Origin of the sequence: Nonomuraea sp. NPDC052129 (genome assembly GCF_040680095.1) — a bacterium.
Lineage (GTDB): Bacteria > Actinomycetota > Actinomycetes > Streptosporangiales > Streptosporangiaceae > Nonomuraea.
In genome coordinates, this window is sequence record NZ_JBFAVX010000020.1 from 72,453 (window position 1) to 87,729 (window position 15,277).

Annotated in this window: 8 protein-coding genes; 5 read left to right on the top strand and 3 right to left on the bottom strand. The window is 68.3% G+C overall.

What is annotated here, in order from left to right; all coding sequences use genetic code 11:
- The first annotated feature begins 87 nt into the window (after positions 1-87).
- The 5 genes from AB0L53_RS35380 (at position 88) to AB0L53_RS35400 (ending at position 11,802) form a co-directional block, all read left to right on the top strand.
- The gene (locus AB0L53_RS35380; RefSeq protein ID WP_364003479.1) at positions 88-1,374 is read left to right on the top strand and encodes a hypothetical protein; all 1,287 of its coding nucleotides are present in this window, start codon (positions 88-90) and stop codon (positions 1,372-1,374) included.
- Between the two features lie 261 nt (positions 1,375-1,635).
- On the top strand, positions 1,636-5,511 hold the full coding sequence (locus AB0L53_RS35385) for a hypothetical protein (protein ID WP_364003482.1): 3,876 nt from the start codon (positions 1,636-1,638) through the stop codon (positions 5,509-5,511).
- Positions 5,511-8,369 (top strand): BREX-2 system phosphatase PglZ, encoded by a 2,859-nt coding sequence (gene pglZ / locus AB0L53_RS35390; protein ID WP_364003485.1) that lies wholly within the window; start codon positions 5,511-5,513, stop codon positions 8,367-8,369. The genes AB0L53_RS35385 and pglZ overlap by 1 nt, the downstream gene beginning before the upstream one ends.
- A gap of 5 nt (positions 8,370-8,374) precedes the next feature.
- Entirely contained in the window at positions 8,375-9,688 is a 1,314-nt protein-coding gene (brxD, locus tag AB0L53_RS35395; protein WP_364003488.1) for a BREX system ATP-binding protein BrxD, read from the top strand.
- A complete protein-coding gene (locus AB0L53_RS35400) occupies positions 9,688-11,802 on the top strand; it encodes a DEAD/DEAH box helicase (RefSeq protein WP_364003491.1) in 2,115 nt (704 codons plus the stop codon). Before brxD ends, AB0L53_RS35400 begins: the two co-directional genes overlap by 1 nt.
- 47 nt (positions 11,803-11,849) lie before the next feature.
- Here the strand turns inward: AB0L53_RS35400 and AB0L53_RS35405 are convergent, their stop codons facing one another.
- Genes AB0L53_RS35405 through AB0L53_RS35415 form a run of 3 tightly spaced genes read right to left on the bottom strand, consistent with a single transcriptional unit; the run spans position 11,850 to position 15,260 of the window.
- The gene (locus AB0L53_RS35405; protein WP_364003494.1) at positions 11,850-13,175 is read right to left on the bottom strand and encodes a HAMP domain-containing sensor histidine kinase; all 1,326 of its coding nucleotides are present in this window, start codon (positions 13,173-13,175) and stop codon (positions 11,850-11,852) included.
- Positions 13,172-13,861, bottom strand: a complete 690-nt coding sequence (locus AB0L53_RS35410) for a response regulator transcription factor (protein ID WP_364003496.1) — start codon at positions 13,859-13,861, stop codon at positions 13,172-13,174. The genes AB0L53_RS35405 and AB0L53_RS35410 overlap by 4 nt, the downstream gene beginning before the upstream one ends.
- Positions 13,862-13,919: 58 nt before the next feature.
- Positions 13,920-15,260 carry a cation:proton antiporter gene (locus AB0L53_RS35415; protein ID WP_364003499.1) on the bottom strand — a complete coding sequence of 447 codons (1,341 nt, stop codon included), beginning with the start codon at positions 15,258-15,260 and terminating at the stop codon, positions 13,920-13,922.
- Between the last annotated feature and the right edge of the window lie 17 nt (positions 15,261-15,277).

Here is a 15,277-nt window from a genome sequence, read left to right on the forward strand (position 1 = left end):
TCACCCGACGTTATGATTTCGGTCTGGGGTCGCTGATGGTGCGGTAAAGCTTATGGGTCGCGGTTGCCTGCGAAGGGTGCGGAAGTGATGTCCACTGCGTCGATGGAGGGAAGTTCCTTCCGCACATTGATTCCGGCGACGGTCATCATCGACACGCGCAACCTCGTCGGACAGGCGGAAGAGGTGCTTGGCAAGCGCCGCAACCCGGACGTGGCCGGTGTCCGGCTGGCGCTGGAGTGGTACGGCTTCGCGGTACAGAAAGTGATCGTCGCGACCGGCACCAGGTCGCAGGGCTCTGTCGCGCCTGAATCCCGGCTGGCGAAAGCGATTCGTGACAATTGCGACTACGCCGACAGGGTCAGGGCGGCCGGTGGAATCGTTCTTGAGGGCTATCTGCGCGACCGGTACGGCAAGCCGGAGGAGAAGCAGGTCGATGTGCTGTGCGCTCGCGCGATCGCCGAAGAGGCTTACGCTGTCCGGCACGGCGAGTCGTCGGCACGGGCGATCGTGCTGCTCAGTAAGGACTCGGACCTCACACCGATGTTCGACTTCGCGCACGGGCTGGACGTTCCGGTCTACGCGGCCGCTCCGTCGGTTGTGCACAACCGCGAGCTGGATTACTGGCTGCTGCTCGGCCAGGCAGCGATCGCCACGATGACTGCCGCCCGAGGTCTGATCGGTCATGGAGTCCGTGACACGGTGGCTCAGTTCGCGTTTCACGGCTGGGACCGTTGCCACGAATGGACCGTGACAGGGACGGCCAAGCGCAACGGGCGCGATGTCATCAAGCTTCGGCATCCGTCCGGAGCGCAGGGCAGTGCGCTGCCCCAGGAGTTCGGCGGCCGCCGCCCGGTTCGGGAAAGCAGGCACCCGCTTTACCCGGTCGGGGTGGATCTGGGGGAACGAAGCATCGAGTTTCCGATGGTGGCGCTGGGAAGGACGGCTGGAGCTCAATGTGAGCGCAGTCTGGTGCGAGCGGTGCTGATCGAGCGGATCGGCCCGACCAAGGCGGAGGTCCGTCTGGATTTCGGCCCTCGCTGCGTCATCGATGTACCGGTGGACAACATGACCATCGGTCGTGCCGTGCTGGTGCAGGCCGACGATCGGCGGGCGCGCTTTGTTGGTGGCTTGCAGGAGGGCGGGCCGACCCGTGCGGATGCCGGGGTGCTTGTGCCGCAGGTCGCCGAAGTGACTGGCGGCATCCCGGGCAGTGGCGTGGTCAAGGGTCTTCTGACCGACGGCTCGCCGGTGGTGATTCGGCTTCCCCGCAGCCAGCGAGCGGGGATCGGGTCACGCTTCGTGACCGTGGCGGCAGGCGCCACCGCAGAGGGGCTTCCGCTCTTCCAGGCGATTTCCAGCAGGCTGGGAACATGACTGAGGGGCGAGTCCGCTGGACCCGCCCCTCAGCTGTGCTTACTACCGGCCCCTATGTCCGGCACAGAGAGTAAGTGTCCTTTCGGACGGCTTCAGTATCGGCGGTCAACGTCTCGTCGTCAAGCAGAAGACGATAAACCGTAGCGACGAAAACCCAGGTGAAAGGGCCCAAATCGGTTGCGGTTGGGCCTGTGCAGGCGCCGGGAACGGCGACCATAGGAGAATTACGCGTAACCCCGAGAAGGAGAGGTCAGCCCGCCCATGGCACAGCAGCCGCTGCTCCGTGAAGTCATCGACATCAAGGAGTCGATCTCCACCTCCGACTTCGTGCTGCGCCTGGCCGACGCGGTCACCCCTGAGGGGGCAGAGCACGCGCTCAAGGACTACGTGGTCACCGAGCGGCTGCTGGACAACTTTGACGAGGCGCTCGGGCTGATCAAATCGGCGCTCGACGGTCACACGTCGAAGGCCGCCTATCTGCACGGCTCGTTCGGCTCGGGTAAGTCACACTTCATGGCCGTGCTGTACGCGTTGCTCAGCGGCAGGCGCGAAGCCCGCGCCATGGGAGTCTTCGACAAGGTGCTGACCAAGCACGAATGGCTGGTCAACGACGGCAAGAAGTTCCTGCTTGTGCCGTACCACATGCTCGGGGCGAAGGCCATGGAACAGCGCGTGCTGGGCGGCTATGTCAGCCACATCAGGAGGCTGCACCCGGACGCCCCCACTCCGCAGGTCTACCGGACCGATTCGCTGTTCACCGACATCCGTGCCATGCGGGCGCGAATGGGCGACGCCGCGGTCATCGGCGGTCTCGGCTGCGGTGACGACGGCGAGGACGATGATTGGGGCGAGTCGTTCGCCTGGACACCTGAGCTGCTCGACCAGGCGCTGGCCGCCGAGGAGTGGCATGACAATGCCGATCCGGACGGCACCCCTCGTGAGCCGCTCAACCTGGTGCATCCGACCACCCCTACCGAACTGCGGGCCAAACTGGTCCAGGACGCGAGCACGAGCCTGCTACCGGGCTTCGCGCAGAACGCGGCCGAGGACGAGCATGGCTTCATCTCCCTGGATGCCGGCGTTTCCGTCATCGCCCAGCATGCCAAGTCGCTCGGTTATGACGGGTTGATCCTTTTCCTGGACGAGCTGATCCTCTGGCTGGCGACGCTCATCCACGACCAGAAGTTCGTGGCCCGGGAAGCCAGTAAGATCACCAACTTTGTGGAGGGTGGCGACGCGCGGCGCGCCATCCCCGTGGTGTCCTTCATCGCGCGTCAGCGTGACCTGCGGGAACTGGTCGGAGAGGAAGTGGACGCGGGAGCTGCGGAGTCCTCGATTCAGGACACCCTGAATCTGGCCTCCGGGCGCTTCGACAAGATCACCCTGGAGGATCGAAATCTCCCGCAGATCGCGCACGCCCGGCTGCTGCGGCCCAAGGAGGGCAAGGCCGCGCTGATCGATGAGGCTTTCGCGCAGACCAAGAGGGTCGGTCCGCAGGTGTGGGACACCCTGCTCGGCTCCGAGCAGGGCATGACGGGAGCGGACGAGGAGTCCTTCCGCCTGACCTACCCGTTCTCGCCCGCCTTCATGGACACCCTGGTTCACATCTCATCGGCCCTGCAGCGCTCCCGCACCGGTCTCAAGCTGATGGGGCAGCTGCTCGCCAACCATCGTGACGACCTGCGGCTGGGGCAGCTTGTCCCGGTGGGTGAGCTGTATCCGGTGATCGCGGACGGTGGCGACAAGCCGTTCGTCGACAGCTTGAAGGTGGTCTTCGAGGCCGCCGACAAGCTCTACAAGATCAAGCTGCGGCCCTACCTCCTGACCTCGGCCAATGTCACCGAAGACGAGATCGAGCAATATCTGCACCGGCCCGAGAGCATCTCCGACCCGCAGCTGGCCCAGCGATGCAAGGTGTTCGTCGGCGACAACCAACTCGTGTGCACCCTGCTGCTGTCCGCGCTGGCCCCCAGCGTCCCCGCGCTCAGCGATTTGACGATTCGCCGCCTCGGCGCGCTCAACCACGGTTCGGTCACGGCGCCGATCCCGGGCAGTGAGGTCGGCATCATCAAGAACAAGGTGGCCGAATGGGCTGCCCGCTTCCCCGAGATCAAGGAGACCGGCACCGGCCCCACGGCCGGAGTGCGGCTGGAGCTCGCGGGCATCGACGTCGACACGGTCATCGCCAACGCCGCGGTCAACAACAACCCGGGCAACCGGATGGCGCTGGCCAAGAGGTTGCTCATCGAGGACCTCGGCGTCGAACACACCGACGGCCGGTTTGGTGCCGACGAGCTGCGTTTCGTGTGGCGCGGCTCCAGCCGTACAGCAGAAGTGATCTTCGGGAACATCGCGGACGAGGACGAACTGCTCGATCACGATCTGCAGCCACAGATCGACGGGCAATGGCGGATCATCGTTGACCTGCCCTTCGATGAGAACGACTACGGCCCGGTCGACGACGTCAACCGCCTTCGTCTCCTGGGAGAGCGGCAGCGCGAACGCAGCCGGACGCTCGCGTGGGTGCCGACCCACCTGTCCGCCCAGCGAATGGAAGACTTCAAGCGGCTTGTGATCATCGACAAGGCGTTGTTCGATGACAACCGGTTCGCCACGCAGTACGCGGCGCACCTCAGCCCCGACAACCGGGCTCGGGCGAAAGGGCTGCTGGAAAGCCAGAAGGCGGCGCTGCTCAAACACGTGAGGGGCGCCTTCAAACAGGCATACGGTCTGGCGAAGCAGATGGAGGCCGACGTCGAAGTGGGCTTCGACGACCATCTCGTCTCCCTGCGTGACGTCGGTGAGCTGACCCTGGCCTTCGGTCAGTCGATGCACGAGGCCGTCCGCGCGGTCGCCGGCAAGCTAATGGCGGCGCAGTTCCCCGCGCATCCGAACCTCGACCAGGACGGCAGCCGGGTCGCGGTGAAACCGATCGACGCCAAGACGGTCTTCACCCATGTCCGCGCTGCCGCCGAGGCCCGGGATGGGCGGGTGGAAGTGCCGTCGAAGGACCGCAAGCTGATGGAGCGGGTAGCCGCTCCGCTCGGGCTCGGTCAGCAGAAGGAGGCGTACTTCGAGCTGTCCCACCGCTGGGCCGACCACTTCCGGCGCATGGCGCAGACCGAAGGTGTCACCGGGGACCTGAGCCTGATCAAACTCATCGATTGGATGGACAAGCCGGATAAGCGTGGACTGGAGCCGTTCCTGGTCAACCTGGTCGCCGCCTCGTTCGCGGAGATGGACGACCGGGTGTGGGTACGCGGTGGCGTCCCGCTGGACCCCGCCCCCGAGTTGTCGCAGATCAAGCCAGGAGACGCGCTGCGCAGCCAGCCGCTGCCCAGCGAGCACGAGTGGAACGCCGCCAGACAGCGATACGAGACCATCTTCGGTGACAAGGCACCGACGCTTCGGCGAGGCCGGATGGTGCATCAGTTCGCCCGGCAGATCCTCACCGCCGCCCGCCAGTACCAGGAGACGGCGGCCGGGTTGGTGACGCAGTTGGAGCACCACTCCACCTTCCTCGAGCTGGACGAGACGACTGATGAGACCGGGCGGCTCGTCATCGCGCGGCGTTCGCTCGACCTGCTGAAGTCGCTGACGGCGACCGCGTCGTCCTCGGCGAAGAAGACCATCGAGACCCTGGCCGCGTTCGATCTCGGCCCCGTGAGCCCCGACCGCTACGGCACGTCCGTCAAGCGGGCCCACGACGTCGCCCAAGCGCTGGCCGGAGCCTCATGGGACACCCTCGACCTCGCATCGGGGCAGGGCGCCGAAGGGCAGGCCCTGCTGGAGTCTCTGCGCGGAGTGGCTCGGGCCGACCAGCGGACGGCTGATCTGATCGAAGCGCTGAACCGGACACGCCGTGAGGTCACCGCGCTGATCAAGCGCAATCAGAAGGACGCGCAGCCCCCGTCGGATCCGCCCAGACCTCCGGTCGTTCCCGGTCCCGAGAACGTGGACCTGACCACGACCACCAGCCACCCTCAGGTGCCCGTGGACACCTCCGCGCGCCGATCGAGCGGCCAGCGCAGGACGACGGTCGCCAGGGCGGTTGCCGATCTTGAGTCCGAGCTGGCGGAGCTGGCCGTCAAGCGGCCGGGAGCCACCATCGAGATCAACTGGCGGGTCGTGGACTGATGAGCACCACGGGCACAACTCTGGGCACGGTCCGGCTCAACGCCACGACGGTCACCCAATACCTGACCTCACACAAGTCTCTGGCTCCCTCGTTGGGGGGTGCGGGACGCCGACGGGTCGTGCTGTTGCGTTCCGCACCTCATTGGGAAGGGCCAGATGAGGTGCTCCTGGGCTCTGGCCAGCGAGTCCACGTCGCGACAGCCGCCTCGCCACTGGCCGTCCATGAGCTGGTGCTCGCGCATCTGAAGGCGACGGCTGACGCCCCGGCGGTCCTGGTGGTGCTGACCGATCGTGAACAGCCCGAACTGGACCCGGCGATCCTCGCCCACGTCTACAGACAGCGCATCGAGGCCGTCGACAGTTGGAACGTCGTGCGGGAGGCCTTCGGCGCCGAGCAGGTGGATCCCAGGTTGCGAGACACCAACTGGGCGGCTGAGGCGATCCTGGATGCCACCCCACCGGCGGGCTGGCCTCCACTGGCAGGCGGGGTGCTGTCGCGTCGGACGGCGCTCGCCGAACTTGCGCTGCGTCGACTCCGCCTCGGACGCTACGACGCTGAACATGAGCAGGTGCTAGGCGACAACCTGGACATTTACGCACTGCTGTCGTGGTCGCTCACACCGGGAGGGCCGGAGCGGCTGCTCGCTCTGCGCGGTCCGGAACGCGACGGACTGATCACCTTCCTCGGGGAGGAGGATCAGGCCGGAGTCGCAGGACAAGCCCTCTTGGCGCTGGTGACAGCCGAACACGGCGCCGAGGCGGTGCCGTATGGATTGGTCTGCGCGGCGCTGTGGCAGCACGCTGAGGCCGACGCGCAAACCTACCGGGCGCGAGGCCGGGCCGAACGCTGGCTGGGCGAGCAGTTCCCCGCAGGAAGCGAGGTTCTGGACACGATCGTGGCCGCGTTCGGACGAGCCTGCGAGGAGTTCGTGGCGGTGCTGCTCGGTGTGAGTCGTACCGACACCGACGAGGAACGGGCGCGCGAAGCGCGCCGGATCACCAGCATGGTCCTGGACCGGGCGGAGTTGCTGGCACGGCAGTTCGGCGCCGAGGCCGAAGCGGCGTTCAGTCCCTTCCTGGCAGCTGGGATCCGGGCGTGGTTCGTCTCAGCCGGCCACGCTCTGGCAGGTGGAGAGCCGCGGACGATCGCGGAAGCCGTCGGAAAGCTGGACACCCACCATTTGGCTGCCGAGCCTGATGTGCGGGTGCGGATCGAGCGCGCCCGGATGGGGCAGCGGCTGGCGCAGTGGCTCGCGGGTGAGCCGAGCATGGAGGTCGAGACGGTCGCGGTGGCGGTGCAGCGGCACGTCGCCGAAACCGGCTGGGTGGATCAGGCGCTGGAGCACATCGAGTCCGGAGGCGACCCTGATCCGGTGCTGAAGGCCGCCTACGACGGACTGGGCGCTCGTGTCCGCGAGCGGCGGCGGGAGCTCGACGGCTCATTCGCCAGGACACTGGCCAGGTGGACCGCAGCGGGTACCGACCCCGGCTCGATGCTGACCGTGGAATCTTTCCTGGGACGCGTGGTCCGGCCACTGGCGGCGGCCAAGGCGGGACGACGGCTGCTGCTACTGGTCCTGGATGGCATGAGCGCCGCGATCGCCGCAGAGCTGAGCGAGGAGCTGCGCCGCCACTGGGCCGAGTACGACCCGGTGCCCGACGCCGAAGGCCGGCCTCGGCGCCGAGCCATGGCCGCGGCACTCCCGACGCTGACCGCCGTGTCACGGACGTCACTGTTCGCGGGCAAGCTCATGAAAGGCACTCAAGCTGATGAGAAGCGGCTGTTTCCCGGGCACCGATTCTGGGGTGGGGCTCCTGCTGCGGTCTTCCACAAGGACGACCTACGAGGTGACACGGTCGGAGACCCGTTCGGGCCGGAGCTTGCCGAAGCGCTTTCCGATCAGCGCACCCATGTCGCGGTGGTACTGAACACCATCGATGACAAGCTGGCCAAGGAGCAGAAGCTGGGCGACGGCGCCTGGCGGCTCGACCAGATCGGCAAGCTGCGGGAGCTCCTGCGGACGGCCGCCGAACAAGGAATGGCGGTGATCATCACCAGTGATCACGGGCATGTCGTGGACCGGCACGGAGTGAGACTCGAGGGCGAGGGCATCGGATCCGCGCGGCACCGGAATCCCGGCGGCCCGCTGGGCGAGACAGAGATCACGCTGTCCGGGCCCCGGGTGGTGTGGCCCGAACCGGGTGCCGACATCGTGGCTCTGTGGGATGCCGACTCCCGCTACACCGCGCAGAAGGCCGGATACCACGGCGGTGCCTCGCTCGCCGAGTTCACCATCCCCGTGCTGGCGTTCCTGCCCTTCGGCGCTGAACCACCGAGAGGATGGCGGGAACTCGGCGACCAACGGCCGGGCTGGTGGTCTCTGCAGCCGGGCGTGGTCGCCGCGGTTGAGCCGATCCCGGAGCCGAAGAAGCCGTCCAGGTCGTCGAAGCGAGCGAAACCGCGACCTGAGCCGCACGCGGCCCTTTTCGACGTGGTGCTGGAGCCGGGTGGGCAGGACGCCCTCCTCAGCCCCCGGCTGCGGTCGGCTGACGACGTCCTGGTCGAGGCGCTCCTCGTGTCTGAGATGTTCAAGGAACAGGTCGGCCTGCTGGCCCGGAAGCCGCCCATGGACAAGGTCGAGACCGCCGTGCGGGCATTGCTCGACACCGGCACCCTTCCCGCCACCGCTCTGGCACAGCGCATCGGCTATCCGCCCACCCGAGCCGACGGCTTCGCGGCCGTGCTGCGTCAGCTTCTCAACTATGACGGGGTTCAGGTCCTGGAGACTCTGCCGGACGGGCGGACGCTGCGGTTGAACACTGGACTGCTTCGAGATCAGTTCGAGCTGGGACACTAGGCGACATGAGTACTGTCCGGTCTTCGCAGGTCAGCACCGCACGCCGGCGTGCGGTGATCGACGCGCTGCGCCGCGGAGCCGTGCCCGAAAGCGGGCTTGATCTGCTCGCCACCGGCCTTGACCGGTTCGAATCGGCGCTTGACGCGGAGCTGGACGCCGTCGCCTCGGGCGCGTCGGTGTTCAAAGCCGTCCGAGGGGAGTACGGCTCGGGCAAGACGTTCTTCAGCCGGTGGCTGGGGGAACGTGCCAAGCGCCGCAACTTCGCCGTCTCCGAGATCCAGATCTCCGAGACCGAGACCCCACTTCACAAGCTGGAGACGGTCTACCGGCGGCTGACCGAGCGCCTCACCACCGCGAGTTTCCCGCCGAGCGCGCTGCGACCGGTGGTGGACGCGTGGTTCTACGCTCTGGAAGAGGACGCGCTGGGTGCGGGCGCCACGGAAGCGGACCTGCCCGCCGAGGTGGAGAAGCTGCTGACCGCCCGGCTGGCCGAGGTGTCGCGGCACGCGCCCTCCTTCGCGGCCGCACTGCGCGGCTACCGCTCGGCCCTGGTCGCGGGGGACGAAGCCACGGCTTCGGCAGTTCTGTCCTGGCTTGGCGGCCAACCACACGTGGCCGCCGCCGCGCGCCGGGCGGCGGGGGTGCGCGGCGATCTCGACCACTTCGGGGCGTTCGGGTTCCTCCAGGGGCTGCTGACCGTGCTGCGGGACACCGGGCATCCGGCGCTCTTCGTCGTACTGGACGAGGTCGAGACCCTCCAGCGAGTGCGCTCGGATGCCCGCGACAAGGCGCTCAACGCGCTTCGCCAGCTCATTGACGAGGTGCATTCGGGGCGCTTTCCAGGGCTGTATCTCGTGATCACCGGGACTCCGGCGTTCTATGATGGGCGGCAGGGAGTCCAGCGACTCCCGCCGTTGGCGCAGCGGCTGGCGACCGATTTCTCGACCGACCCGCGCTTCGACAATCCGCGCGCGGTTCAGATCCGGCTGGCCGGCTTCACGATGGACTCGCTGGTGGATCTCGGGGTGACCATCCGCGATCTGTACGCTGTCGGGGCGGCCGAGCGCATCAAGACTCTGGCCGATGACGCCTATATCGCCGACCTGGCGCAGGCAGTGGGTGGAGCACTCGGTGGGAAGGCCGGCGTGGCTCCGCGGCTCTTCCTGAAGAAACTCATCGGGGAGGTCCTCGACCGGATCGACCAGTTCGAGGACTTCGACCCCCGTCGGCACTACCGGCTGACCGTGTCCAACGCTGAGCTCACCGACGTCGAACGCAACCTGGCCACATCGGCCGACGACATCGACCTGGACCTGTGATGGCCGATCCCCTGGATCGGCTCGACCCGGTGGTGCTGCACCACATCGTCAACACACTCGGCTGGCCCGATCTGCGACCGTTGCAGCGCGTGGCGATCGAACCGCTGATGGACGGTGAGGACGCGGTGCTGCTCGCACCGACCGCGGGCGGCAAAACCGAGGCGGCCTGCTTCCCGATCCTGTCCGCGATGACGCGGAATCGCTGGACCGGGGTGTCGGTGCTGTACCTGTGCCCGCTGAAGGCTCTGCTCAACAACCTGGCCCCTCGTATCGACTCCTACGCCCAATGGGTTGGACGACGGGCCGAGCTTTGGCACGGTGACGTGCGTGAGTCGATGCGGCGAAGGGTCCGTACCGATCCGCCGGACATTCTGCTCACCACTCCCGAGTCGTTGGAGGCGATGCTGATCGGGGTCAAGACCGATCATGCCCATCTCCTGGGACAGGTCCGCACGGTGATCGTCGATGAAGTGCACGCCTTCGCCGGAGATGATCGCGGCTGGCATCTGCTGGCCGTACTGGAGCGCTTGGAGCGGGTGACGGGACAGCCCATCCAGCGGATCGGCCTGTCGGCAACCGTCGGCAATCCAGATCACCTGCTCAGTTGGCTGCAGGGGTCCGGAACGGGGAAGCGGAATGGCCGGGTGGTCGCGCCAGACCTGGGAGCATCCCGCCCGAGCGGTGAAGTCGAACTCGACTATGTGGGCTCGCTGGAGAACGCCGCGAAACTGATAGCCACGCTGCACCGCGGCGAGAAGCGGTTGGTGTTCTGCGACTCCCGGCGGCAGGTGGAGCAGCTGGGAGCGGCCCTACGCGCTCGCGACGTGATGGTCTTTCTGTCCCACGCCTCCCTGGCGGTGGAGGAACGCACCAGGTCGGAGCAGGCGTTCGCCGAGGCCCGTGACTGCGTCATCGTGTCCACTTCCACGCTCGAACTCGGCATCGACGTCGGAGATCTGGACCGGGTGATCCAGATCGACTCGCCCCGTACGGTGGCCTCGTTCTTGCAGCGGATCGGACGCACCGGGCGCCGGGCAGGAAGCGTACGCAACTGCCTGTTCCTGGCAACGAGGCGGGAAGCACTGCTGCAGGCAGCAGGCCTGCTGCTGCTGTGGGGCCGGGGCTGGGTGGAGCCGGTGATTCCGCCACCCGAGCCGCGTCACCTGGTCGCCCAGCAATTGCTGGCGGTCACCCTGCAGCAACTCAAGATCGGAGACCGGACCTGGCCCGAGGAATGGAACGGACTTCCGCCCTTTGATCGCTCCGCCGCTCCCATCCTGCGTCATCTGGTCGCCGAAGGGCTGCTCAATGAAGACAGCGGGCTCCTGTTCATAGGGCCTGAAGCCGAGCGGCGCTTCGGGCGGCGGCACTTCATCGAGCTGACCGCGTCCTTCACCGCGGCGCCGCAGTTCACCGTGCTGGCGGGGCGCCAGGAGATCGGGCAGGCCGATACCTCCGTGCTGACCGAGCAGAAGGAAGGACCGCGCCTCCTGCTTCTAGGGGGCCGGAGTTGGCGGGTGAACTTCATCGACTGGACACGCAAGAGGGTCTTCGTCGAGCCGGCAGACAGAGGCGGTGTCGCCAAATGGACCTCCAATGGGATCTCTGGGCTCTCGTTCGCTCTGACGCGTGCCATGCGGGATGTTCTGCTTGGGGCGGATCCCCCGGTGTCGCTCACTCGTCGGGCCCGGACATGCCTGGTGGAATGGCGGGAGGAGGAAGCTCCGGGCGTCGCGCATCCTGGGGGTACGTTGATCACGAGGGTCGGCGACGACGTGCGCTGGTGGACCTGGGCGGGCTACCGGGCCAACGCCACCTTGGCTGCCACACTGCCCTCCATCGCCGATCCGGTGCAGAGGCCCACGGACTTCTCTGTACGGTTGCGCGAGGATCTCACGCTGGCCACCTGGCGTGAGGCTCGCGCCAACTCGGCTGACGGTGCGATTCTCGTACTGCCGGACGTAGATCGTCGGGCGGTCAACGGGTTGAAGTTTGCTGCGGTTTTGCCGGAACGGCTCGCGGTTACGACGGTCGCGGCCCGCCTCGCGGACTTCGATGGCGCGCGCTCGGTATTGGCCGAGTCGACCCGATGGCAGTTTGCGCCACCGTCCTGAGGCGCGCCCCCCTGCGTGTCGATGACTGACGCGCGGGCAGGCGAGGGTCAGAAGCGCCGCTCCGGTTCCCGATCAGAGCGGTCGGCGGGCTCGCTTCTGGGCGGTGGGCGGCGCGGGGCGGTGGGATCCGCCGGGAGGCGGACGGTGAACACCGCTCCCGCTCCCAGCCGCCCGTCCGCCGTGATCGTGCCGCCGTGCCCGTCCACCACCTCCCGTACGAGGGCCAGCCCCAGCCCGAAGCCCTGGCCGACGAACCGGGCGAACAGCCGCTCGGAGTCGGCGGGATCCAGGCCCACCCCGTCGTCCCGCACCGTGAGCTCCACCACCTCCGGGCCGCCGACGACCGTCATCCAGATGTGGCCGCCCGCACTCGTGTGGCCGAGCGCGTTGTCCAGCAGGGCGGAGATCACGCGGCGGAGTGCCGACTGCGCCCCGCGCACGGTGTGGGGGTCGAGGCCCTGGCGGTGTACCTCGATCGTCACGCCGTGGGCCGCCGCGCGGGCCGCCTCGGCGACGGCCAGTTCCTCGGCCAGCGCCGCCAGGTCGACGGGGACGAACGGCCGGCGCAGCTGCCTGAACTGGGCCGACACCAGCAGGTCCTCGACCACCTCGCCCAGCTGGCGGCTGCCGGTGACCAGCTGGTCGGCCTCGTCGATGACCAGGATCGGGTCGGTGCCGCGCCGCAGCTGGCGGGCCACGAGCTGGGCGCGGGTGTGCAGGCGGGTCAGCGGGGTGCGCAGCTCGTGGCTGACGTCGGCGGCGAACCTGCGCTGGCGGGCCAGGGCCTCGCCCAGCGGCGCGATCGCCCGGCGGGCGAGGACCTGGCCGATCAGCAGCGCGGCCAGCAGCCCGGTGAGCTCGGCGGCGGCGATCGTGCGCAGCAGGCGTTGCCGTTCGGCGGCCTGGTAGCGAAGGTCGATCACCGCCTGGGTCGCCACGTCACCGCGCCGCTCGGTGCGTACGAGATAGCTCTGCCCGGCCAGCTCGGCCTGGGTGACCTGCGGTTCGCCGCCGGCGGCGGCCAGGTACAGCGCGGTGCGCAGGGGGAGCGCCGCCGGTGCGCCGGGAGAGGCCTGTACGGTGCCGTCGCGCAGTTCGAACAGCCAGACGCAGGGGGGCGGGTGGGCGATAGAGCCGTGTTGCGTCGCGGCGGCCAGGTCACGCCGTGCGGAGGCGCTCTGGTCGCTCACGGTGACGCAGTAGACCATCACCCCGAAGAGCGCGAGCACCACCGAGATCGCGCCCGCCACCTGCACGGTGACCCGCCGGCGGGCCCGGATCAGCAGACGCCGCTCCGGATCGGCCAGGGTGTCCCGGCGGTGGGCCCGGATCAGCGGGCGTCGCCCCGGATCGGTGGCCGGCTGCTCCCTCACAGCTCACCCAGGCGGTAGCCCACGCCTCGTACGGTGCTGACGATGCCCGCCCCCAGCTTGCCGCGCAGGTAGTAGACGTAGGTGTCCACGATCGCCTCGGTCCGGGCACCGTCGAAGACCCGCTGCCGCAGTGAGGCGCGTGTATGCACCTGCCGCGGCCGGATCGCCAGCGCGTGCAGCAGCCGCGCCTCCTGGCCGGACAGGGTCACCTGCTCGCCGGTCGGCAGCCGTACGGTGTGGGCCTCCGGATCCAGCCAGCCCGCGCCGACGGGCAGCAGCCCGGCCTGGTCCAGGTTCCTGCGGTGCAGCGCCCGTACCCTGGCCAGCAGTTCGTCGATCTCGAACGGCTTGACCAGGTAGTCCTCGGCGCCCGCGTCGAGCCCGGTGACCCGGTCGGCGACCGTGCCGAAGGCGCTGAGGACGAGCACCGGCACGGTGACGGCCTGCCTGCGCAGCCGCCGCAGCAGGTCGATGCCGTCGACCACCGGCAGGCCCCGGTCGACGATCATGGCGTCGTAGGCGCGGCTCAGGCCCAGGTGGAGGCCACGCTGCCCCTCCAGGGCCAGGTCGACCGTATAGCCCTCGTCGGTGAACAGGTCCACCAACATGCCCCCGAGGTCGCGGTCATCCTCCACGAGCAGCAGCCGACGGGCGGGGGAGCCGGCTGTACTCGATGTCCCAGCCACGGATCAACCGTTGCATCACCGCCGCAGAATTACCAGGGTCCCGACAAGTATTGACATTTCAGGAAATGGTGGGCCGGGCGGCGGCTGTCTGCTCCTCCAGAGGGCGGGGCTGTTCGGGGTCGGTTCTCCTGGCCTGCTCGAGGCGTTCGGGCAGCGCCAGTTTGTAGAGCGGCAGGGCGCCCGCGGTCGTGATGACGGCCACGAGCACCAGCATGGCGAACAGCTCCGGCGTGATCATGCCCTGAGCCAGGCCGATGTTGATGAAGATGAGGATCATCAGCCCTCGCGCGTTCATGAGCGCGCCCACCGCGTACGACTCGCGCCAGTTGAAGCCCATCGCCCTCATCGACAGCGAGCAGCCGAAGTACTTCCCGCTGAAGCCCGCCACCAGGATCAGCGCGAACGCCAGCAGCATGGTGCCCCCGGCGATGCCGTTGAGATGGGTGTTCAGCCCCGAGAAGGTGAAGAAGACCGGCAGCAGCAGCGTCGAGACGACGTCCATCATGCGGCCGTGCAGCACCTGGCGGAACGCCGGATCGCGGGGCATGGTCAGTCCGGCGAGGAAGCCGCCGAAAACCGCGTACACACCGATCCAGTCGGTGAGCCAGCCCGCCGTGAGCGGTACGAGGATGACGACGTACATGGCGCCGGGGCCGAGCCGGCCGGTTCGCGCGAGACCGCGGCCCAGCGGACGCAGCAGCCGGGCGACCACCGTCAGCATCACCACCGCGAAGACCGTGGCCAGGCCGATGGTGCGCAGGGCGCCGCCGGGGCCCGAGCCGAGGTGGACCGCCGACAGCACCGCGAGGATGCACCACGCCAGGGCGTCGTCGATGGAGGCCGCGATCAGCGTGAGCCGGCCGAGCGGGGAGTTCTCCAGCTTCCGCTCGTACAGGATTCTGGCCAGCATGGGGAAGGCGGTCAGCGACAGCGCGCCCCCGACGAACAGGGCGAACTCCCACCGGCTGACGTCCGGGCGGGAGAGCACGTCCCACAGGAGCAGGCCGGTGCAGGAGCCCAGGAACAGGGAGGGCAGGATGCCCGAGACGGCCAGGAGCGAGCCCCGGCGGACCTCGCCCGGCGAGCGCGCGCTGTGGTCCAGCCCGGCGCCGACCAGGAACATGTACAGCGTCAGCCCGATGGTGCTCAGCACGTACAGGACCGGCCGGACCTCCTTGGGGAACAGGGCGGCCTGGGCCTCCGGGAACAGCCAGCCGAACAGGGTCGGGCCGAGCAGGACGCCGGCCACCATCTCGCCGAGGACCCGCGGCTGCATGACCATCAGCGCCAGCCGGCCGCACACGGCCGCGGTCAGCAGGATGACGACCAGGGCGGGCAACACCTTGAGGATCAGTTCGAGGTTCGGGTCACCGGCGGCGACCAGGGCCATCGTGGGCATACCATTCCTTCCGCTCG